General features: G+C 39.5%; 16 protein-coding genes and 1 pseudogene. 7 read left to right on the plus strand and 10 right to left on the minus strand.

From position 1 onward, the window contains the following. Positions 1 to 82 precede the first annotated feature (82 nt). Together J7E52_RS11790 and J7E52_RS11795 are read right to left on the minus strand one after the other, a co-directional pair. The gene (locus J7E52_RS11790) at positions 83 to 373 is read right to left on the minus strand and encodes a WXG100 family type VII secretion target (protein WP_034306171.1); all 291 of its coding nucleotides are present in this window, start codon (positions 371 to 373) and stop codon (positions 83 to 85) included. Positions 374 to 1,077: 704 nt separating this feature from the next. Beyond that, positions 1,078 to 1,992: a nucleoside hydrolase gene (locus J7E52_RS11795; RefSeq protein ID WP_214746414.1), complete on the minus strand. Its 915-nt coding sequence runs from the start codon at positions 1,990 to 1,992 to the stop codon at positions 1,078 to 1,080. Between the two features lie 366 nt (positions 1,993 to 2,358). Here J7E52_RS11795 and J7E52_RS11800 point away from each other — a divergent pair, with 366 nt between their 5' ends. After that, on the plus strand, positions 2,359 to 2,541 hold the full coding sequence (locus tag J7E52_RS11800) for a hypothetical protein (protein ID WP_214746423.1): 183 nt from the start codon (positions 2,359 to 2,361) through the stop codon (positions 2,539 to 2,541). 64 nt (positions 2,542 to 2,605) lie between these two features. On the opposite strand, the gene J7E52_RS11805 is transcribed toward J7E52_RS11800, so the two are convergent. From J7E52_RS11805 to hutP, 5 genes are all read right to left on the minus strand, one after another. Further along, complete coding sequence (locus tag J7E52_RS11805; RefSeq protein WP_214746426.1) at positions 2,606 to 4,333, minus strand: glycine betaine ABC transporter substrate-binding protein; 1,728 nt, start codon at positions 4,331 to 4,333, stop codon at positions 2,606 to 2,608. Positions 4,334 to 4,337: 4 nt separating this feature from the next. Further along, complete coding sequence (locus J7E52_RS11810; RefSeq protein ID WP_214746429.1) at positions 4,338 to 5,543, minus strand: quaternary amine ABC transporter ATP-binding protein; 1,206 nt, start codon at positions 5,541 to 5,543, stop codon at positions 4,338 to 4,340. Positions 5,544 to 6,509: 966 nt separating this feature from the next. Further along, positions 6,510 to 7,907, minus strand: a complete 1,398-nt coding sequence (locus J7E52_RS11815) for an amino acid permease (RefSeq protein WP_214746464.1) — start codon at positions 7,905 to 7,907, stop codon at positions 6,510 to 6,512. Positions 7,908 to 8,228: 321 nt separating this feature from the next. Then, on the minus strand, positions 8,229 to 9,746 hold the full coding sequence (hutH, locus tag J7E52_RS11820; protein ID WP_214746432.1) for a histidine ammonia-lyase: 1,518 nt from the start codon (positions 9,744 to 9,746) through the stop codon (positions 8,229 to 8,231). 114 nt (positions 9,747 to 9,860) lie between these two features. Then, complete coding sequence (gene hutP / locus J7E52_RS11825) at positions 9,861 to 10,310, minus strand: histidine utilization transcription antiterminator HutP (protein ID WP_095392619.1); 450 nt, start codon at positions 10,308 to 10,310, stop codon at positions 9,861 to 9,863. A 107-nt stretch (positions 10,311 to 10,417) separates the two neighbouring features. Here hutP and J7E52_RS11830 point away from each other — a divergent pair. After that, positions 10,418 to 10,732, plus strand: a pseudogene (locus tag J7E52_RS11830) (ATP-binding cassette domain-containing protein); the annotation flags it as partial. 89 nt (positions 10,733 to 10,821) lie between these two features. Here the strand turns inward: J7E52_RS11830 and pbp4b are convergent. Next, a complete protein-coding gene (gene pbp4b, locus J7E52_RS11835) occupies positions 10,822 to 12,195 on the minus strand; it encodes a penicillin binding protein PBP4B (RefSeq protein WP_214746467.1) in 1,374 nt (457 codons plus the stop codon). A 630-nt stretch (positions 12,196 to 12,825) separates the two neighbouring features. On the opposite strand from pbp4b, the gene J7E52_RS11840 reads away from it, so the two are divergent. Genes J7E52_RS11840 through J7E52_RS11850 form a run of 3 tightly spaced genes read left to right on the plus strand, consistent with a single transcriptional unit; the run spans position 12,826 to position 16,728 of the window. After that, positions 12,826 to 14,400, plus strand: a complete 1,575-nt coding sequence (locus J7E52_RS11840) for a spore germination protein (RefSeq protein WP_214746435.1) — start codon at positions 12,826 to 12,828, stop codon at positions 14,398 to 14,400. Between the two features lie 26 nt (positions 14,401 to 14,426). After that, positions 14,427 to 15,530, plus strand: a complete 1,104-nt coding sequence (locus J7E52_RS11845; RefSeq protein WP_214746439.1) for a spore germination protein — start codon at positions 14,427 to 14,429, stop codon at positions 15,528 to 15,530. Next, positions 15,514 to 16,728 (plus strand): Ger(x)C family spore germination protein, encoded by a 1,215-nt coding sequence (locus J7E52_RS11850; protein WP_214746442.1) that lies wholly within the window; start codon positions 15,514 to 15,516, stop codon positions 16,726 to 16,728. Before J7E52_RS11845 ends, J7E52_RS11850 begins: the two co-directional genes overlap by 17 nt. 366 nt (positions 16,729 to 17,094) lie before the next feature. Here the strand turns inward: J7E52_RS11850 and J7E52_RS11855 are convergent, their stop codons facing one another. Further along, positions 17,095 to 20,280, minus strand: coding sequence for a biotin/lipoyl-containing protein (locus tag J7E52_RS11855; RefSeq protein ID WP_214746445.1), 3,186 nt, complete (start codon positions 20,278 to 20,280; stop codon positions 17,095 to 17,097). A gap of 32 nt (positions 20,281 to 20,312) precedes the next feature. Further along, positions 20,313 to 21,008 (minus strand): coiled-coil domain-containing protein, encoded by a 696-nt coding sequence (locus J7E52_RS11860; protein WP_214746448.1) that lies wholly within the window; start codon positions 21,006 to 21,008, stop codon positions 20,313 to 20,315. 1,579 nt (positions 21,009 to 22,587) lie between these two features. Between J7E52_RS11860 and J7E52_RS11865 the strand changes: the two genes are divergently transcribed. Together J7E52_RS11865 and J7E52_RS11870 are read left to right on the plus strand one after the other, a co-directional pair. After that, entirely contained in the window at positions 22,588 to 22,935 is a 348-nt protein-coding gene (locus J7E52_RS11865; RefSeq protein WP_214746453.1) for a hypothetical protein, read from the plus strand. A gap of 136 nt (positions 22,936 to 23,071) precedes the next feature. Next, complete coding sequence (locus tag J7E52_RS11870; protein WP_214746456.1) at positions 23,072 to 23,371, plus strand: transposase; 300 nt, start codon at positions 23,072 to 23,074, stop codon at positions 23,369 to 23,371. Positions 23,372 to 23,380 lie beyond the last annotated feature (9 nt).

The following is a 23,380-nucleotide window of genomic DNA, read 5'->3' on the forward strand; positions in this document are numbered from 1 at the left end:
TTAAAACAAAAAAGCACCACGATCTTCATAAAGAGTCGCGGCGCTTTTTCCTAGAAATATCTTTATCTCATAGACCTAATGATTATCCGCGAATTTGACTAGCAATCTGATTATCTGTGTCTTCAAGGATTTGAGCTGATTTATTCAATTGTTGAGAAACTTCATTCAACAAGCGAGCCATATCCATGAATGAAGGCTTTAATTCTTCGTACTGACCTACGAAAGCCTCACTGGAAGAACCTTCCCAAATACCAGTTAAATGATCTCTCATTCTATCTAAACGACCAATCATATCCGTTACTTGTTGGCTCTCATTATCATATTGTCTTGCTACATCTTTCAGTTCCGAAGGTGTTACGCGAATTTGTGACATAGAAAAAAACTCCTCCTTTTATCTTATATAGTACATTTTAATAGAACCATACATTTTCTGCCATATAAATAAGCGGAAAGTCGAAAAATGGTAAATTATGATTATGCAAAAAAACCTAAATATGGCATTACGAAAGTCTAAGTACCTGTTTTTTCATTTTTTCAAACCCTTTTTTTAATTAATTTTTAACATTTTACTTTTTTATGGCAAAAAAAGTTCCTTATACCCAATATTTCCGAACCACAATCCAATATTATGGTTTTCATCATAATAATAGTGACTTTAGACTTTCTTTTTAATCAAACGTTTGATTAAATTTTGAAAAACAATCGTTTTCATACTGATCTTCTTACCCCAACCATAAAAAAGGCCATCACAATGAACGCAGGACATTTTTTACAACGATATTTTGACCTGACTCCGCTTTTTTCGGCCTGCCACCAGCTTTTTTCGACCTACCACTATCATAATTCGACCTATCTCCAATTATTTCGACCTGCCACCATCATAATTCGACCTATCTCCAATTATTTCGACCTGCCACCATCATAATTCGACCTATCTCCAATCATACGCAATTTCGGCCTCCTACTACTTAGCTGCAACAGAAAGACGTCATATATTTATTCAACAGAAACAGGCCATCTCTTCCCAAAGTTTTTGGGAAAAGAGATAGCCTTTATACTTAATATTACGTTGCTTAGTCATATAACCCGTTCCAAAAAATGTTTCACAAACCGGTCACTTTCAACATTCGTACAGACGCGGATTCTAGGTTCGCCACCCTTTTGACCGATTGTCCTGCCTGTTTCTTCACCCTCGGTCACCACCTTGACGTTCATCCATTCCGTACTCACAAAATTTGAATCAATCGCAACCCCGACAGCAAGCGGATCATGAAGTGCGCAACCGCCCAAACCTGGATGGGAGTTTTCATATGCTTTCATATAATAATCGGTCATTTCCGCTAAAAATTCGGCGCTATCCTTACCAGTGGCACGCCAATCATCAAGCTTCGATTTCAGAAGATATGTTTGCAGTGTCACATCAAGCCCCACTAGGCTGATTGGCAGGCCTGAAGCAAATACCTGTTCAGCTGCTTCAGGATCTGAAATTATGTTCGCTTCAGCATAAGGGGTTACATTTCCTGGTACGTTTACGGCACCGCCCATAATAACGACCTCTTTTACTAAAGACATGCTCATAGGGGCTTTTTTAATCGCCAATGCGATGTTAGTCAGTGGTCCAACTGCAATAATCGTAATTTCATGCGGTCGGCTTTGCATTTGATCGATAATGAAATCTGCTGCATTTCCTTGTGATGCTTTGATGGTTGGTTCAAACCGAAGGGTATTTCCTAACCCGTCTTCCCCATGAACATGCTTGGGATATCTCTTCTTCCTTCCGCGCACCAAAGTTTGGTCAGCACCTTCAAAAACCGGAATGCGCCTATTTAATTTCTCCAAAACGGCAAGCGTATTGCGGGTCGAGTCAACAACTGGCACGTTACCAAAGCAAGTGGTAAATCCGAGCACTTCCAATTCCGGGGAATTTAAAGCATATGCCATCGCCATGGCATCATCGATCCCAGTATCTACATCAAAAATGATTGGTTTCAATATTTCCACACCTTCCAAAACACTTTTTGAGAGCGTTTTAACAAATTCATTGCCTCTCTTTTCTCTTTCTTATGTATAAAGAAACACTGTTTTCCAACTGAATTTTAACATTCAACGATAGTCAGTTCCACAGAAAGTTGGGAATAATCATAATTCGCAAACAAATGACAATGCCAGCTCGTTCTTGTATTTACCAGTAAAAATAGTTGACCGCCCATAAATATCAATGATATAAAAAGTGAAAAGAAGAAGTTGTATCTTAGTTGTGAGTAATTCCTTTTCAACTTGTTCGTGCTATTACATCTACTCCAAAGGCAGTTATGAATACATGCGTTACGAATTTATGATATCCAAGGTGGAAAAAGGATGAAAATGTTTAAGTTGATTGAAGATGATCCTTCTGCATATAAAAAAGGAACAAAATTCTTTTTAATATCACATTCAGAGTTCATTGGCGTGAAAAGTTATGTATTGCTGGCTGAAGATTTGAAAAGCAAGATCGAAGTAACGGAAGATGAATTGAGGAATAAATTCGTTTCCATCCATTGATCCCCAGCGGCCCATTTAAACTAAAAAACGCGGGAATTTCATTTCTGAAATTCCCGCGTTTTTCTTATTTCAAGTCTTCAATCGAATCAATATCGACGTAATCCGGAACGACCAGACCAAGCTTTGTTCCTTCTAAGTTTGGCCCAAGGTCAACCATTTCATCTTTATACTTATTATAGTATTCAAGATGTGTTCCCGGTAGCCATGCAGCCACCATTGCGTCCGCACTTCCGTTTGCTACGCCAGCAAACATTGGCCCGACTTCCACCTGACTTAATGTTACATCATAGCCATTCTGCTCCAGTACCTTGCTAATCACATTTGTACTGGCAATTTCAGTATCCCAGGCAACATAAACCAGTTTGATCTTTTCACCATTTCCTGATTGTGCACCTTGGGTCCATTTGGACACTTTGTCCTGATTTTCCTTGATCCATTTTTCTGCTGCTTCTGAAGGGGACATCCCATCAGCAACCTTGACCATTACCTCTTCCATATCTCCTGTTTCCCAGTAGAATTGATCAAGGATTTTATAGGCACCGGGCGCATCCTGTTCAAGTCCTTTTCTGGCAATGGAATTGATGTTTTCAGCCTTGCCGAAGGATTCATTCGGATCCTCGAGATATTTCAAGTCATATGTCGAGAACATCCAATGCGGTGACCATCCAGTAACGACGATCGGTTCTTTTTTATCCATTGCTTTTTTCAATTCTGCAACCATCGCTGCCGATGACCCTTCAACCACGTTCCAATCATCCAGCTTGTAATCATCTATAGCCGTTTTAGTCAACTTCATTATTCCTGCTCCAGGTTCAATTCCGATGATTTCAAAATTGGCTTTGGCAGCAAAACTGTTTTGATCCCCGTTCACCGCTTTTTCTTTTGTAAAGGTACCGAACAGTGCAGCACCCACAACAAGTAAAGCCAAAATCGTAAAAATGATTTTCCTGCTAACGATATGTTCGTAAGCGGGTTTACGTAGGTTTTGCGTGATACGATCGAGAATGATTGCAATGATTACGATGGATAATCCTGCTTCAAATCCTTGTCCCACATTAATTTGGCTGACAGCCCTGTAGACATCCGCCCCAAGTCCGGGTGCTCCAACCAATGAGGCTGTAACAACCATGGATAATGCCAGCATGATGCTTTGGTTAACTCCTGCCATAATCGTTGGAGTAGCCAACGGTATTTGTACCTTGAATAACTTTTGGCTGCTTGTTGAACCAAAAGCATCAGATGCCTCTATCAAATCATTAGGCACTTCCTGAATCCCAAGATTGGTCATTCGGATTGTCGGTGCGATCGCGAAAATGAATGACGCGATGATCCCAGGCACTACCCCTATTCCAAAGAATAAAATCGAAGGAATCAAATAAACGAATGCAGGCATCGTCTGCATGAAATCCAAGATTGGGGTTACGATATTGCGCACGGTTTTATTTTGGGCACACCATATTCCGATCGGTATCCCAATCAATATGGTGAGGAATCCTGACAAAATAACGATCGCCAGTGTTTGGATGCTTGATTCCCAATAACCAAGATTATCAATCAATAGTAAGCTGATTAGTGTAAATATTCCCAATGTCCATTTGCTTGTATAGGTAACCAGAAGGGTCAGGACGATGATTAAAACGATCGAAGGTCCAGCACTCATTACATCGACCAAGATATTCAATAAACCCTCAATCACATTCGTTATAAATGTAAATAATCCAGCAAATACAATGGTTATCCAATCCACTAAAGAATCGACCCATTCTCCTAGTGGGATTTTCGGCATATTCATTGAATTATTCACTCTCCATTTCATTCAAGGAATCTTTATTTCCTGCCAAGGCACCGATAACGGCTCCGCGAAGAAGAATTCCTTTAATTCTGTTCTGATCATCGATGACTGAGATTGGCAAGCTTGAAGTCGCCATCACATCCATGAGGTTTCCAAGTAATTCATCCTCTTTTACAGTTGGGATATCGGTTGACATCACTTCAGAAATCGATTGGTTATTGCTCATTGCCTGACGTGCCTGTTCAGCAGTCACGGCCCCCAATAACTTCTGCTTCCTATCCACAACAAAAATGCTGGAATACCCTTGTTTGCGCATGATTTCCAAGGCAACCCTCGGACCTCTGTCCACCGCGATCTTCTCTGGGCGTATCATTACATGAGACGCTGTCAATACTTTTGATAGATCAACATCTTCCACAAACCTCTCGACAAATTCATTGGCCGGATTCATCATGATTTGTTCAGGGGTTCCCAGTTGAATTACACTTCCATCTTTCATAAGGGCAATTCTATCCCCGATTCTTAATGCTTCATCAAGATCATGGGTAATGAAAATGATCGTTTTTTTGTACTGATCTTGGATTTGAATCAGTTCATCCTGCATATCCTTACGAATCAATGGATCAAGGGCGCTGAAGGCTTCATCCATCAATAGGATATCCGTATCACTTGCGAGTGCCCGCGCTAACCCAACCCTTTGCTGCATACCGCCGCTAAGCTGTGATGGCAGCTGATTTTCGTAGCCTTTCAATCCAACGGCCTCAAGAGCCTTCATCGCATTTTCATGACGTTTTGCCGGATCCACTTTTTGAATTTCGAGCCCGAATTCAGCGTTTTCCAATATCGTTTTATGCGGAAATAAAGCAAAGTTCTGGAAGACCATGCTTATTTTCTTTTGTCTGACTTCCCTTAAGCGGGCTGCGTTCATCTTCACGATATCTTCATCATCAATTAAAATTTCACCCAAAGTGGGATCGATCAAACGATTGAACATGCGGATCAAAGTGGATTTCCCGCTTCCTGATAGGCCCATGATGACAAAAATCTCGCCGGGATAAATCTCGAAATTAACATTATTAACTCCGACCGTTTGTCCCGTTTTCTTCAAGATTTCTTTTTTCGTTTTGCCTTGCTTCAATAAGTCTGTTGCTGCTTTTGGAGATTTGCCAAAAATTTTCGAGACATTTCTGACTTCTACATACGGCTTCATCAAGTCACCTCATTCTAATAGTTGCCCATATGATATTCAGTTTTGCTGAATTCCCCCGTTTTATGCGAGTGATGATTATTAATGCACAAGTACCTTGAAATAACCGAAATTCTACCCCATTACTTTTTAAAAGCGGAAGTGGCACAGGGAATAACGTGGAAAGAAAAATAATCTAAATTTATTATTCCCAAGAAGTAATTCTTTACTTGGATTATATTATGTGTGATAAATTGAGCATTTCAGGTAGGGAAAAAGAGGTGCAATCACAACTGAGGAAACAAGCAGGCACAACATATACCAACTGTAATATAAACGATTTCCACTTAGAGTTTTGTCCAGATGGACTTACGACTACCCTCTAAAGTACTTCATTTCCTTAACCAGGTGGAATGATACTTGCAGTGCAGTATAACACCAAAACGCATAGAAATATGATTATGGGATTCCCAATGTGACTAATTTGAGCTTTGCAGGGAAAAGAGGTGCAATACAACTGAGGAAACTAACAGGCACAGCATATATCAACTGAAATATAATGGTTTTTTATTTTAGAGTTTTGTTCACTCCCCGCATACGGAATGAACCTGTATCCCTAAAGTACTTAATTACCTTAACAAAGAATGAATATAAGTTCAAATGATGTGGGGCGGAATTCTTGCCTAAAAAGCCCATTTTCGCCACCGATTCCAAAGGTTCCGAAAGACTCTAAAAACCTTGATGTACCAACACTTTGGCTTCTTATAATTATAAACGCCCATCATCCGCCACAAATTTTTTTCAGTTTTTTTTAATTCCATAATGATCCAAAAAACGGAAAAAGCGATTTCCAGTAAAAATAACGGGTAATCCATACTTTTTTTATAGGTTATGTTTTATGCAGACATACATGGAAATGTGTCACAAATACAGAAAAAAACCTTGAAACAACTATTTCATTTCAAGGCTGATGCATTTTATCAATACATACTAATTGGCATTCCTATGTTCATCAAAATCGATTTTGCATTCCTCTAGCGGAACTACTTTTGTTTTCTTAATGAACTTATAACCAAGCCACATTATCAAAAAGAATGGGATGCCAAGATAGGCAGCGATCACACTTGCCCAGTTAATGTCATCGCCAATGAAGGCCTGATAGTTTTGCGCCAATAAAACGAAAAAACAAAGAGCAAAGGAAAATATCGGTCCGAAAGGAAACCATTTTGACTTATAGGGAAGGTCATCCAGTGAATACCCTTGAGCAATATAAGCCTTTCTAAACCTGTAATGGCTTGCCGCTATACCCAGCCAAAATATAAATCCAGTGACTCCAACCGCATTCATAAGCCAAATATAAATAACTCCATCACCGAAAATGGAAGCAAAAAAGGCCAACATCCCTACAAGTGAAGTGACAACCAGTCCCCAAATGGGAACGCCGCGCTTGTTAAGCTTCCCGAAAATACGCGGTGCCAGGCCATCTTTTGCCATTGAGTACAACATTCGGCTTGTCACGTAAAGACTTGAATTACCAGCGGATAGTACGGCTGTCAAAATGATGGCATTCATCACGGAAGCAGCAAATGCCAGTCCCACTTTTTCAAACACCATCGTAAACGGGCTAACCATGATCGTGTGTCCCTGCAGATTGCCATTCGTATAAGGAACGATCAATCCAATAACAACTATGGCCAGGATGTAAAAGAGGAAGATTCTCCAAAAAATACTGCGAACTGCACGAGGTACATTTTTTGCCGGGTCTTCACTTTCACCGGCTGCAACACCGACTATTTCTGTACCTTGAAAAGAAAATCCAGCAGCAATGAAAATACCCAATGTTGCCAAAAAGCCACCGGCAAATGGAGCGTCACCAACTGTGAAGTTTTTAAAACCAATCGCTTCTCCGTTCATAATTCCGAATATCATCAATATTCCGACAACAATAAAAATGATGATGGTTGCGACTTTAATGAGGGAAAACCAATATTCCCCTTCGCCATACCCTTTAACAGATACGTAATTCAATAAGAATATTAACACTAGAAACAAAGAACTCCATAAAAAAGACGAGCTGTCAGGAAACCAAAACTTCATTACCATCGTTGCGGCAGATAGTTCTGCGGCAAGAGTCATCGCCCAAGTGAACCAATAGTTCCAACCAAGCGCAAACCCTAATGCCGGGTCGATGAAACGCGAAGCATAGGTACTGAAAGCTCCGCTGACTGGCATGAATGATGCCAGTTCTCCAAGGCTTGTCATAATAAAATAAACCATTATACCAATTACGGTGTAAGCGACCAAAGCACCGCCAGGCCCTGCAGAGTGAATGGCCGGACCGCTTCCGAGAAACAGCCCTGTTCCAATTGCACCGCCCAGCGATATCATCGTAAGGTGGCGCGCTTTCAGCTTCCTTTGTAAAGTATTTGACGGCTGGTTTTCATTTATGACAGGTGGTTGCAATTGCCGATTTTCCAAATTAGATTCCCCTCCAAAAATGCATATTTAATCTAGCACGAATAGGTAAAGCCGATCATTCCATCAATGGTCATTTCCTGCATTTATTACTATTTCAAGGTCATTTTCTCTAATGCTGGGACCTTTTTGGATTTCTGGGATCTATGTTGCATTTACATAACGATGTTAGGCTTAAAACCCAAGTCAAAGGGCTATAAGCCTAACGTTTATTCGGATATTCCGCACTTCATATTATGTTGTAGGTAAACTCCTATGAATAAATGAATTCCAATCGATTTGATGTAACCAGCTTGCCGTTGCTTCGATATCTTTTGAAAAGATACGATCTTGTGTAATGCTTGGAATGAGCTTTCTTGCTTCCGAATAAAACTCTTTTGTAAACGGAGCCATCTTTTCTATTCCACGGTATTCCACCGCTTGTAAGGCACAAATGAGCTCAATCGACAAAACGCGGCGAACGTTTTGAATGATTTGGTGTGCGTGTCGGGACCCAATCGTTCCCATGCTTACATGATCTTCCTGGTTCGCTGAAGACGGAATGGAATCAACACTTGCAGGATGTGCGAGAGTTTTATTCTCAGAGACGAGTGAAGCTGCACAATATTGCATGATCATCGCTCCCGACTGCAAACCAGGTGAAGGACTTAAGAATGGCGGTAAATCATTCAGCTGAGGATTGACGAGTCGCTCAATGCGGCGCTCTGAAATGTTCGCAAGCTCAGCAACAGCGATTTTCATGAAGTCCATCGCAAATGCAATCGGCTGGCCATGGAAGTTCCCCCCTGAAATAACCTTTTCGCCATCGTCAAAAATAAGCGGATTATCCGTCGCAGCATTCATTTCGATTTCCAGTTTTTCTTTTACATAATCAAGTGTTTGCCATGATGCCCCATGCACTTGCGGGATGCAGCGGAGCGAATAAGCATCCTGTACCCGCAGTTCTCCTTGCTTGGTGATGAGCTGGCTGCCGCTGATCATGCGACGAATCCGTTCCGCGACCTCAGTTTGCTGGCGGTAACCGCGTGCTAGATGAACATCGGGATCAAAGGCATCTTCTATGCCGCGTAAACCTTCTAACGTCAGTGAAGCGATCGCTTCAGTTTGATGGGCCAGCTGTTCGGCTTCAATGTAATTTACAAGGCCCATACCAGTCATCGCCTGTGTTCCGTTAATTAATGCAAGACCTTCTTTTGCTTTAAGTGTCAGAGGAAGGATGCCTTCTTTCGATAAAGCAATGATGGCCTCCATTCGCTCTCCTTTATAAAACACTTCCCCTTCACCCATCAATACTAGCGCCAAATGGGAAAGCGGCGCCAAGTCTCCACTTGCTCCAAGAGAACCTTGCTGAGGGATGACCGGATGGATATGAGCATTCAAAAGATCGATCAAACGTTCAATGACGACAGGACGCACGCCGGAAAACCCTTTTAATAGCGCATTGGCACGGAGAAGGACCATAGCTCTCGAAACCACCTCAGGAAACGGCTCCCCCACTCCGCACGCATGGGAATGAATCAAATTCCACTGCAGCTGCTCTGCGTCCTCTGCATCAATCAATACATCGCTGAATTTTCCAAAACCTGTTGTGATGCCATAGATGACTTTCTTTTGTTTCACGATATTTTCAACCGCTTCCCGGCTCTTTTCAACTTTCTTGACACTCTCGGCAGAAGCCGTGACGAATGCCTCCTCATACAATACTTTTTTCGCTTCTTCAATCGTTAAAGTTTGACCCGTTAACATAATCATTTCCTGCACCCCTATTCTTTTTTTAAACAAACAAAAGGAGGCCGTATTGACAGACTTATCCAGTCTTTCAATACAGCCCCCTATTTCACTAAATAACTATAGGCTTTTAATTATTTAAATGTGGTTAATTCCCAAGCCAACGGCTTCATGTTCAAATCCCCGAACCGGTGCTCCAATCGTTCCATACACGGCCACAGCAATCCATTCACCTTCGTCCCCGTTTTTAAACGGCCTGCCCCGGACGATTGCAAACCGAAGGCCCGCAGTCCTCAAAAGGCCGCCAAGCTCGACTTGGCCGCGCGTCACTCCTTGGAGTGCTTCGATGATCGCATGATACAGCGCATGCATTTCACGATACATATCGGGATTGACTAATCCAAGTCTTTTCGCTGATGTCTCAATGGCCGCAACTATTTTCTGCAGCTCCATTGAACCGACTTTACCTTTTCCATAAAGCCAATCCATCCGCTTTAGATCATTAGTCAATATGACTTCTTCCTCTTCGTTCGCAAACGCGTACATGATTGCATGGCGCCCGATTCTTCTGTCGAATTCCTTTGTCATGCAGGTACCTCTTTTACAATTTTCTAAATACACTAATAACTAAATATCATTGTAAGCGGATACAAGCTGTTCGGTCAACATATTTTTTTAAAATAAATCTTTTAGGGGGAGTAAAATTATCGGGAGGGCACAAGCAGCGCGTCTCGATTGCTCGTATATTCCTGAATAATCCCCCGATATTAATCCTTGATGAAGCCAACTTCAGCTCTAGACACCGAGACCGAAAAAGCAATTCAGAAAGCATTGGAACGACTCTCGATAAATCGGACAACACTTGTCATTGCACATAGATTGGCGACAATTAAACACGCCGACCGCATCATCGTTGTACAAAATAGGGAAATCATGAACAAGGTGCCCATGATAATTTGCTCCATCAAGACGGAGCATATAAAAATCTGATCCTTGCCCAAACTGTATAAATTAAAGCTTGGCTAAAAAAAATCCATATAACGAAAAAAGAAGCCTCCCGACATTAATGGGTGGCCTTTCACTTAATGGAGATATACATTTATTCATTCGTTTCCAATGCTTCATAAATCGCAGTTACAACACTTCCATAGCTTCCTGTTTTGAAGAGGTCGCCAAAAAACTGATTGGAATTGGCTACAGGGTTAACGAGCGGAGAGTGCTTTTTATTTGTAAGTAAAACAATCCCTAAATCCATTTCCGGATCAATGATCGTGACTGTCCCGGTCCATCCAGTATGACCGTACGCACTGTCGCTCGCATAAGGACTGAACATCCACTCCATGCTAGCATCGCCATTTCGTCTCCACCCAAGTCCATATGTAGGATTCATCTCGGAAGGTGCGACGAATTCATCGATGGTTTCTTGATTAAACAACATATGTTTACCGTATCCCCCGCCATTCAGCATCACCTGCAGAAGGACGGCCATATCTTTCGTATTGGAGAAAAGACCTGCATGCCCTGAAACGCCTCCCATCGAATAAAATGCCTTTTCATCATGTACTTCCCCTTGAAGTGTGTATGTGCGAATGTTAGGGAAATCTATCACGCCGTCCCGGGTGTTACCAAGCAATTCAGTTGCAGCAAAATCCTTTGGCTTAAAGCCCTTTTGAAGTGGATTGAACTTTGTATTTTTCAAATCAAGCGGCTTGTACAATTCATTTTCAACATAGGTATCTAGCTGCTGACCCGTTATTTCTTCAACAATGGCGCCAAGCAGCATATAATCGACATCACTGTATACATTCTGTGTTCCAGGTACATATGTGAGCGGTGTTTTGGAAATGAACTCGAAGGTTTTATCCCGTTCCTGGGAATAAAGCTCTTTCGACACCTTTGGATTATGGTATTGCGGATCTGGTTTAAACCCTGCTGTGTGATGAAGAACATCAATAACCCTCAGATTATCCTTTCCTTTGATCACATCCTCCTCCGTGTCCTTGAATTCAGGAATGTATTGCTGGACTCTTGCCTGGATATTTAGTTTGCCTTCGCTGACCAATTTCTGAATGGCAAAATTGGTTGCATACATCTTCGTGTTTGAAGCAAGGTCAAACAACGTGTCATTTTCCATTTTCAGGAACTTTTTAAGAGGTGTATGTTCAATATATTTCTGTTTGTACCCGTAGCTTTCATCTTTAACGATCTTTCCGTCCTTTATGACAATCAGGGCTGCACCAGGGAAACCGGCTGCCACTTCCATTTCAATAAGCTGATCCACCTTTTCCAGCTTTTCAGACGAAAAGCCCGCTTCTTCTGGTTTTTTTGCTTTCTTTAACATGGGATACTGGCTGGCAGTTTCCTTACTCACGGCTGCCTCCTGATTTGGATTTTCATTAGCAAAAGACGCGGATGGAGCTAGCAAGGAAAGTGCCAGAATTGAACTTAGTGTGCAGCTTGTCCATATATTCATCATTTTCCACCCCTTTGAAATCACTTTAGAAAAATAAAGAACAACTTTACCGAAAGATAATATCCTCATTCATTCCGTTCTCTTTTCGTATTTAAGTTTATAAAAGTGTACATTTCCTAAAATCGGGTAATATTTACCAATAATTCTCAATTTTCAGTATATATTATTTCGAACATCATTTCAATTTGATATTCATATTTTTAAAATTATATTTCAAATCTTGAACATAAGTCATCCCCATTTCAAAGAGGAAAAACCAATTTCACGAATCATGTTTATTAAAGTTAATTATAATCAAAGGGTCATTCGGAAAAGTTGCCGACATCGATTTCTCCTCTACTATATTCAAAATCACTTTTCCCACTTATCTAATGCGAAGTATAAAGTGGTGCAAATACAGCTAATTGCTTTTAACTTCATTGCATAAGAAACGTAGAAGATATTAATACTATTTGAGAAATAAAGGAATTCAGCTGCTATTTGAGATAAGTATAGGGTGATGAAAATGTGGAAAACGATTGTTTCCTACCTTCCAGAATGGCAGGTTTTTATACAAGCTTTCATTGTGTTTGTTGTTCCGTATCTAATCAGCAAATTATTTAATTTGCTTCGCACCTCAAAGGATGAGTGATGATGATGAAAGAGTGGCTATCAAAGATTGGTAATAAAGGAAAAGGTAATGAAAAAGACAAACAAGAAGCATCTACCTCCCAAGATACAACTGGTCAGTTTACAGATAATTTTAATTTAAATCTAGAAATGATCAAGAAAGAAATTGGCCACAATTGGGATGTGCATTTTCGGGAATTTAATATAGGGCGTACCGGTATTCGGTCAATTATCATTTTTGCGGATGGATTATCAGATAAAGACATCATTGATAAACATATTATGACATCATTGATGGTTGACTTTTCAGCAGAATATAAACAGGACCTTCCTTACATCAAAGGAAGCATCTCAAAAGAATTCATAAAAAATGAAGTGCTATCCATTAGTGAGGTAGAAGAAGTTAGTTCCATTAAAGAGTTAGCATCAAAAGTATTAACGGGTTCTACCGCGCTTTTAATTGATGGATCAATGGATGCCCTAATCCTTGGTACAACAAAACTAAAAACAAGGACTGTTGAAGAGCCGGTATCAGAGGCATTAGTCAGAGGTCCACGGATCGGTTTCACTGAATCTTTAGTTGATAATACATCTTTTTTACGGAGTAGCGGTGAAATTGAAAATTTATCATTAGTACAATTCCAAGTAGGTAAGCAGTCAAAAAAAGACTTAGTTGTCGCTTACATTAAAGATATTGTTGATCCCGAATTAGTTCAAGAGGTAGAAAATCGAATTAAGAAAATTGATATTGATAGTGTTCCGGAATCGGGTTATGTAGAGCAACTTATCGAGGATAATTACCTTAGTCCTTTTCCGCAGGTACAAAATACAGAGCGTCCAGATCGCGTGATCGCTGCTTTGATGGAAGGTCGAGTTGCCATCTTATTAGACGGGACGCCATTCGCTTTAATCGCTCCGGTTACCTTAAGCATGATGTTGCAGTCACCGGAAGATTATTATGAAAGGTGGATTCCTGGCACATTCATACGTTTACTTCGTTATCTAGCAGCAGTTCTGGCTCTTTTTACACCGTCTTTGTTTATAGCTTTCATCTCATTTCATTCAGGGTTGATTCCGACCAAACTGGCCATCTCCATTATAGGAACCAGGTCGGGGGTTCCGTTTCCGGCACTTATCGAAGCATTATTCATGGAAATATCCATCGAAATCTTGAGGGAAGCAGGACTGCGATTGCCTAAGCCAATCGGTCCGGCAATGGGTATCGTCGGCGGCTTAATCATTGGGGAAGCTGCTGTGCAGGCAGGGATTATTAGCCCTGTTTTGGTCATTGTAGTAGCCTTAACCGCCATTTCATCATTTTCCATTCCGCACTATAGTATTGGGATTACATTACGGATTCTTCGTTTTCCAGCGATGATATGTGCTGCTACATTTGGATTATTCGGGGTCATTCTCTTTTTTCTTTTAATGACCAGCCATTTAGTGAAATTAAAAAGCTTTGGTGTGCCTTATTTGAGTCCAGCCGTTCCTTATCGCTTAAGTGAGTGGAAAGACCTGATGGTACGCATGCCACTTATGATGATGAAACGCCGTCCAAAGATGTTGCATACAAAAAACCCCATACGTAAAGGATAACCTATCGGAGAAAGGGTGGTTAAAGAATGATTCTCAGTCCGAAAGACAAAATTACAACTCCTCAAGCAGCTGTCATTGTCATCAACTTCATACTCGGCACAGGATTACTCACCCTACCCAGATCATCTACGGAGAAGGTACAAACACCAGATATATGGATAAGCGTTATTTTAGGCGGAGTAATCACTATTACCGCGGGGCTGATCATGGTCAAATTAGGCCAACAGTTTCCCGAAAAGACATTCTATCAATACATCAATGAAATTGTAGGAAAATGGCTGGGCGGGTTAATAAGTTTAGTTGTAATATGTTACTTTCTTACAACTTCCAGTTTTCAGCTCCGTGCAATGGCGGAAGTAATAAGGTATTTACTTCTGGAGGGTACCCCAACATGGGCAGTTATGATGATTTTCATGTGGGTCGGTCTCTATCTGGTCATCGGCGGCATTAACCCGATCGCCCGTCTTTTTGAAATTATATTACCTTTGACAGTTATCCTTTTTTTGGTCGTTACCTTAATGAGCATCAAAATATTTGAGATCGATAATCTGCGTCCGGTATTAGGAGAAGGAATCATCCCTGTACTAAAAGGAGTAAAAACAACGGCTCTCGCTTTTTCAGGTCCTGAAATCATGCTACTGCTTATTCCGTTTATGAATTCGCCAAAAAAAGCAGTAAAAGCCCTGCTTGTTGGAGTTTCCATTCCATTGATTTTTTACGTGATAACGGTCGTCATGGTTATCGGGGCATTATCTGTTGATGGAGTGGTCTTGAGGACATGGCCGACACTTGATCTTATCCGAAGTTTTGAAATCGCCGGTTTGATCTTTGAACGGTTTGAATCTTTATTGCTCGTTGTCTGGATCATGCAAATATTCGCCACATTTACGATCACATTTTTTGCAGCCGCTTTAGGGCTAGCTCAAATTACAAAAAAAAGCATTCACCCATTCATGTTTGGTTTGCTTCCAATTCTCTTCATCCTTGCCATGATTCCGAAAAATATCAATGACCTATTTAAGCAAGGAGATTTTGTCGGCAATATGGCAATGTTTTTATTTGGTTTGCTCCCGCTTCTCTTGCTTATCATCTCAAGAATAAAGGGAGGAAAATATGAAACAATCACATAGCAATATACGCCCCCTCTTCATTTCCCTCACCGTTCTTTTGTTCTTATCCCTTACAGGATGTTGGAGCAGCCATGAAATTGAAGAGCAAAGTTTAGGTATAGGTTTGGCATTCGATAAAGGCAAGCAGTCCTTCACTGAGAAAAAGTTAAATGGACAAGGGGAGGGATATTTGAAAAAAGACCTGATTACTGCAACCTATCAACTTATCTCTCCACAAGTAGCAAGTTCAACAATGAAACAATCCGGGCCACAAAATAAATCTTATGTTAATGTTTCTCAAACGGGAGATTCCCTCCTTCAAATGACTCGTGAATTATCATTGAGAAGCGAACAACCTTTTACCGCTCACCATATGAAAGTGATTGTTATCAGTGAACATCTTGCAAAATCGTATGGTTTGGAACAATTACTTGATCTTAATTTTCGTGATAATGATTTTAGACCAAGCTGTCTTGTGCTCATCAGTAAAGGAAGAGCAAGCAAGACACTGGAAACAAAGACAGCAGGGGAAATTCCAGTGTTTCGTCTGACTGGCATTGTAGAAAATGCCTATCGAACAACGAGGATTTTGCCTCCCATGTCGCTTATTAAAGTAGAAAGCAAGATCAAATCAGGATCTAGCTTTCTGTTGCAAAATGTATTATCGGGGAATGGGCAAGTTAAATTTGCCGGAGCTGCCGTGATTAATGGAAAGACACATAAAATGACTGGTTTTTTAAATGAGGAAGAACTGGAGGGGGTAACATGGATAACAGGTAAGGGGAAAGGCGGTGTAGTGAAAAGCTTTGATAAAGAAACCGGTCAGCTGATTGTATATGAAATAGAGTCCATGAAAAGCAGTATCGTACCTCGGGTTAAAGGAGACAGCATCTCTTTTGATGTAAACATTGAATCAGTGGGTAGACTGTCTGAAAACTGGGTAGTTTCAGGGGATTCTTTTAAAAATGAATTTCTAAAAAAAGCAGAAAAATCATCTGAAAAAGAAGTGAAACGTTTGGTGGGGAATGTAATAGAAAAAATGCAAAAAGAATACCAAGTGGACGTTGCTGGCTTCGGAAATCGATTAAGAATTGAGCACCCCAAAGTATGGAATAAGGTCAAAAAGGATTGGGACCAAACATTTAGTGAAACTCCGATCAACTACGATGTAAAATTAACCATTAATGATTATGGAACATCAGGAGGATCAAAGAAGTGAATCCTCAGGATAACACCTAGAGTATCTAGGATAAATGTTGAAAATGAAAACTTCTTCATTGCAAGCACCACGGGAAGCTATTAAACGGCGACCAGGGAAATACAATATTGATGAGCATGAAAAGACCTCCCACAGTAAACTGTGGGGGGCCTTTAACTTAAAAGTGAGTTATTTTCCACTTAAGGCGCTTTTTTCATAAAACCTTAACCGATGCACCAGGTGAAGACATCTTCTATTTATATACCACTCAAATGAACATAGATCTTTAATCTTGATATATTCAATTGAATCAATCAAACCCACAAATGCCCATACAATTAAATGATCTGTTGTGTGTTTACGAAATTTTTTCGTTCAACATACTTATTAACTTAATTCCACTTTAGTAATTTCACTTAAATGGACCCCATTTAAAATCGAGTCTTCGTCTGCAACAACATATTCGATAACAGTCGGGCTTATGGTTCGAATATAAACAAAAGCTGAATCATCTACATGCTCAATCCGAAGCTTTTTCCTCTGTGCCTGTTTAATATCAAGCTGGTTGGTACTAGCTTCCGGCAGGCTTGTGTAATAAATTTCAAAATCTTCTTCTGACGCATCAATGAAAAGATGCCATTTGTTATACTCTTCTTCTTGATCAATCATTGTTTTTAATTTCCCTTTTCTCCCGATGCCAAGAAAATACTTGAACTTTGATTCCCCATTCATCATATCGCGGTCAATAACTTTTATACTTCCGCCTTTCCTGCTTTGTACAAGTCCAAAGGCAACGCCTGTTTTTCCTGTAGGGGCTGTTAAAATATCTCGGTTAACCACTCTGTTTCTCTCTTCTTGCTTTAAATAAGCGCCTTCTGTCCCCAGTGGCGGGAGAATCTCAAAAAGATCATCAGACACTTCTCCCCAGCTTTGAGTGTTCTGCACTTCCCTTTCAATCCATTTATTAAATAGATTCATAACGACCGGGGATTTACTTGAATTACCCGCAAGCAGTATATTCACTTTATTAATTTTGCTGCGTTCTGACCGGGCAAAAGCGCGCCTTAATGACTCAAAGAAATTTTTAATGCCTTTTTCAATTCTTTCCTCAATCAGTTGTTCCATTTCATCTTGATCGATCAAAAGTTCCACATTGAGTTTTGCGTGGCCGGCTTTGTCAAACAAGTCTGCCCGGATCATTCCTTTTCCAAACTGTTCTTCATACCGTTCATGTCTTTCCCAAAGCGGCCTTAATTTTTCCACCAATTGTTTCGTATTTAAATAGGATTCTTGTGACTCATTAATCAGCATTTCACTTCCGGGAAATTTCACACATTCTGCTGGGAGAGTAAAAGGAATGTTTAGCTCACGCATTGTTCTTTGGTTGTTTTTAAACACCTGGAACGCCAAAAGTTCTAGCATGTTCTCTCCCCCTAAATAACGGTCCCCGCCCGCTGCAAAATGCTCGATGACATAATCATATCTGCTTTCTTTCAAGCCCGCTTCACGCCAAATGCCAAAATCAAAATCTGTCGTTCCTCCACCAAAATCAAACACGCCATAGTACGTTTTTTCATCCTCTTCCGGTTCAAACCCGTATTCCTGTAACGCACAAATGGCATAGGCAGCAGGTTCACTCGCCCCAGCGGTGACACGAAACTTTTTCATTAATTCTTCGTCCTGCTGAATCGGCATAGGAAGCGTCTTTTTTAACCCACGCTCAAAACACTTTAGAATTTTTTCCCTTACCTCTTTTTCATACGTCACCGGGAAAGACAAGGTGTAGTCCAGGTAAATTCCATTGTTCTGGTTATTGATATACAAACCAAGGTAGTAGGCGTATAACTCAATTGGGTTGATTTCCTGATCGGTTAAGTCCAGAAAGGAACGCAGTACAACGGCATATCCCCTCTTGTCTTTTAATCGGAGTTCGTTTCTCTTTTCTCCAGCCCACTGCTTTAGATTATTCAATATGGAATAATAATGGTCACTCTTTCCATTCATCAAGTTGTTAAGAGCATTGTGGGAAACCGTCACATCCTGCCACCTTGTATCTGGTCTTCCTTCTTTTTCTTGATAAAGCTCCAGGAAATGTTCTAAATCAATAAATTCAATCACGGTTGGATTTTCATAATGCCAGTCTTGCACTTCCGTGTTAAGGTAGCCAACCCCAATACGCATGGGAAGAGTAAAATCACTTTCTTCTTGATGAACGACCACTGTACTTTTCGTTCCAAAATCAATGCCAACTATGCCGTCCTCCCTAATATCCATTTTAGGGTTTCTGGCCATTATTTCTTCGTTCAGTTTTATCGTTAAAGGTTTTTCATCAGAGTGGACAGGCCATAAATCCCAATGTCCCCGGTTAGGATCTGTTAACATCTTTTCATCATATGTATCAATATCTGCTCTTACTTTTTCAGATTTTAAAAGCTTCTCATAAAATGTCTTGGAATCGATAGCGATTGATGGCAATTCTTTTAGGAAATTTTCCTGATCTAAATCCTTTAATTGATACAATGCCAGCAAATAATCATACTCCTTCTGGCGTTCTGTGCTTAATCCACTTGGCACCAATCGGTTTTCCAGCCAGAGATGGAGAGCCATTTGATCATTGATTTCAAAGGCATTTTCCCCATTCAGACGGAAAACAGGAACGAAAAATCCTTTTCCCAGCAAATTGTTTTTTTGATTGACTACATCGAAACTTTGAATGTCGTACCCGTTGAATTTAAACGCTATTGATTTAGAAGAGTTAGCCGTTTGATTGGCAAATATCCTAGAAATGGAAGGATTTTTACTCGTGGAGTAATCATCTAAAGCTATTATTTTCTTATAAACAGGGTGATCGGTTGTATTGAAACTTTTGGCAGCTTCTTCCCGTGTCATGGCATCACCTTTAAAACCGGAAACGTCCAGATGCTTTTTATAGTCAAAATCTTCATCCATTAATTCATAGTATTTTCTATAAGGAAATAAAGCTGCAATATTGTGATCATATATAACATTCCCGTTATTCATGTAAACCCATCTGGAACGGAGCATCTTTTTAATGTCTTGAAAGAAGCTCGCTTCATCCTTAAAAAAGGTTTCTTCTGCACTCTGATATAAATGGCTGATTAAAGATCTCACTTCTTTATAAGTCATTGAAATGGCAGAGACCGGAACGGTTTGGGAATCAGGTGAGAATGGAACCTGTTCTTCGTTCTTATTCATTAAGTATATAGAACTGTCTATGTTGTTGTTTTCAGCTAAGCTTGCTTCGTTCTCAAGCGGCTCTTTATCTTCTATCGTTTCTTGTTTTTCAACTTCTTTTAATAATTCTTCTGAAAGGACTTCACCAGAATCCAAATAACATATCAGATCACCAATCTTGACTATAGTTTCCTCCGCTACATTCAATTCTTTAAGGGTACCTTCTTTTTCTGAAAAGAGGTCAAATTCAATGCCCTCACAGCTGAATTTGGCTAAGCTTTCGCCCACCGTAATATAATCGCCTGGCTGTTTATACCATTGCACAAGAAGGATTTTTTCAATTCCTTCTTCAATCTCTGGGATGATAATCGATGTCATTGTTATTTCTCCTTTAATATCTTTTTCGCCTGCTAGATTCTCACAACGGATTTTTTGATGGTTTTACCATTAATGCTTATATAACCTGGGAGCAGGATGTCCGTAATGTTCCCGGATATTTTGCTATTGAGAGCTCTTATGTACAAGTCTTCCCTGAAGACCTCATTCATTTTCACTTGCTGGATTCTATATAAAGGGGTATCGTATGTTTTACTGTATTCTTGAAAGAAATACAGAAAAAGGGCGAGCAAAATCTCTCTTTCCCGCTCCCGTCCCTCCATAATCTCGTTTTTGATAAAATCCCACAGTGATGAAATGTTTTCATATTGCACACCGCAAACAATGAATTCCTGCACTGACCCGCCCTTGAATATTCCTTTTAACGAACTTTTAGTGGATTCGGATAATTGTTGAACAGCTTCGTAAAGTTCTTCCGCTTCCCGAAAGTCTGCTCTTCTCTTTTGCAATTCAGTAAAATAGGCTTCCATTTTTTCATTTAGATGGGTGATCTTTATTTGGTACTCACTAATTTCCTCTTTCTTCGACTCAATCTCTTGTTGGAGTCTTGCTATCTCTTTTTCTTTTTCTCTCAGAAGCTCTTTATGTTGTTCCCCCATTTGACTAAACGAGCCCGCATCTGCTATTTCTTTTATCTTTTCAATGACCCTTTCGTCTCGAAGGGAAACCATTAATGATTCAATAAAAACATCATCTAATTCTTTATTCATCTTTACACTCCTTTCAAAGTGTTAACCAATCCTACTCGCTCTGTATATATATGAAAGGTTTGCCCCTTTTTTGCCATAGAAAAATCCCCTCCCAGATAGACTGTTAGGAGAATACAACCATAACTTATATTCCAAGAAAGCAGTAGTGAGATTACTTATTTTCAAAAATACGTATATAACGTATTAATGATGTATTGAAAATATGATGCTTACTATCACTTTTTACAATAAAATACTCACAGTGCTCCATCCTTTTTAAGACTTCTTGTAAAACATCCTCTTTTTTACTACTCAATCCTTTTTTTATTTTCTCCCACTTAACATCAGCGTCAAGAGTATAGCAAACATTGAATTCCTTTAACAGGTTAATCTTCCCCTTAAATGCTTTAGTTTCTTTAACTTTTTATTTTGATAAGAAATAAAGAGCGATATTGTTAAAGTTAAAGACAAATCACAATAATTTTATTTAGTTGCCCATCTGTTGTACAAGAATATTTTGTTAATATTTAATCCACTATTAAATCATGTAAATCCTATTAAATTTTCCTTACTCCGATATACTATCTCATAAGTACTACTTAAATAATATTCGTAATGATCATATTGTTTTAGTGGGTTGAAATGACCAGGGTCAGGGTTGAAAGAAATCCGACAATGATTAGGACATACATATATTCAAACAACAAAGGAAAGGCCTCCCATCAGTGGGAGGCCTTAAAACTTCAAAGATATCCACATGTAAGGTGGGCACTCATTACTGAATCCCCGTTCCCCCCCATATTAAGGGGATATGAGCAAATAGGATACAAAAAATGACTATATTTCACAAGGGTTCGACTAGATTAATTTAAATGCGATATTATCAAGACGAACAAAAAAAGCCCTTCTCGTTTGAGATGGCCTCTAGTTAAGCTTTTTTCAGCCTACTTTATTTCGATATCAAATCTAGATATTATCATTTGATATAGAGATATTGTACGAGCTATTGGTAGTAATGCTTTAATCATTTAAGAGAAACGGCTGGTGATCAAAACGTTATAAGAGCGATACATCTTCAATCGCTTACCTTTTAAAACGAATTACTTGATGCTAGTGGGTTCTTGATTGTTGCATACATCGGTATAGGAACGACCATGTTTGTATGGTAGCTTAAACAAATTATCCATATCAGCAGTAACACAATCTTCGCAATAATAATTGACGAACTCTCTACCTTGTTCAAAAATTGGTGTCATGGTATCTATGTCAGCCCATTTAAAACAGTAAATACACATTTGCCTCATCATATATCTCTCCTTTTTTATGCAAAAATAATGTAATAAGTAAAAGAAGATATGTGCTACTTGTCGACATTATTCATGAAACAAGGTGGCAGGGAAATAAACTGCTATAAACCGATACCCCTTATATACCACTTACCCTGAGTTTTAAACCTCCCCCAAAAACATTATCTTTTCCACCAAGACTTTTTCTCTTTTGGTATAAGTTCTCCCAAGGTTCAGATTTGTGTTTACTTCGTTTGCTGATTGGAAATAACATAATAAACCATTTAACTATAACCAGAGTAGGAGTGATATTGATGACAAGGCATTCCAACAAAATCAAACATAAAGCAAAAACTACTTTGAATAAAGTAAAGACTAATATTAAGGAAACATTATTTGATATCGCAGACATTCCATCAACATCTGTAAAACAATTGGCTGATTTCATACAACGTCACCCTGATACAAAAGTCACCAAGAAAAAAATGCTTGGAATTTCCTATACCTTCCATAGTTTAGAAACAGAAGGGTATCATTATTATTTAGAAACGAATAAATCAAAAATTTTGCAGCTAGATGGACATTATCAGGATAAAAAAATAGTATCTTATCGATCATATAGGGATCATTATCAATTAAACACACCGATTAAAATGCGATAACTAAAATTTTCAGCCTCTTTCATTAGAGGCTTCATTTCCATTGTTTAAAATTCCTTTATTTACATAAAAAAAAGAGCTGCCCAATGAACTGCCCCCCAATTGTTAGACAACATCTAACAATTGGGGGGCAGTTTTTTTGACTAAATATTCGATAGACGAAAAATCAAATGCAGTTTTAGAGTACTTAGAAGGGAAAAAATCCTATAAATCCATTGCTCAAGAAAGAAATGTAGGTTTATCCCCTCTGAAAAGATGGGTCGCTCGCTATCTAAAACATGGGATGGAAGGACTTGTTTCATCCTATACAAATTACACTCTACCCTTTAAACTAGAGGTACATAAATATATGAACGAATATGGGGCATCGATTAACGAGACCGCTGTACACTATAACCTTCCTTCCGATTCTACACTTTTGAATTGTAAATCAGTTTAAGGAAGGAGG

Origin of the sequence: Bacillus sp. ISL-34 (genome assembly GCF_018613325.1) — a bacterium.
GTDB lineage: Bacteria > Bacillota > Bacilli > Bacillales > DSM-1321 > Peribacillus.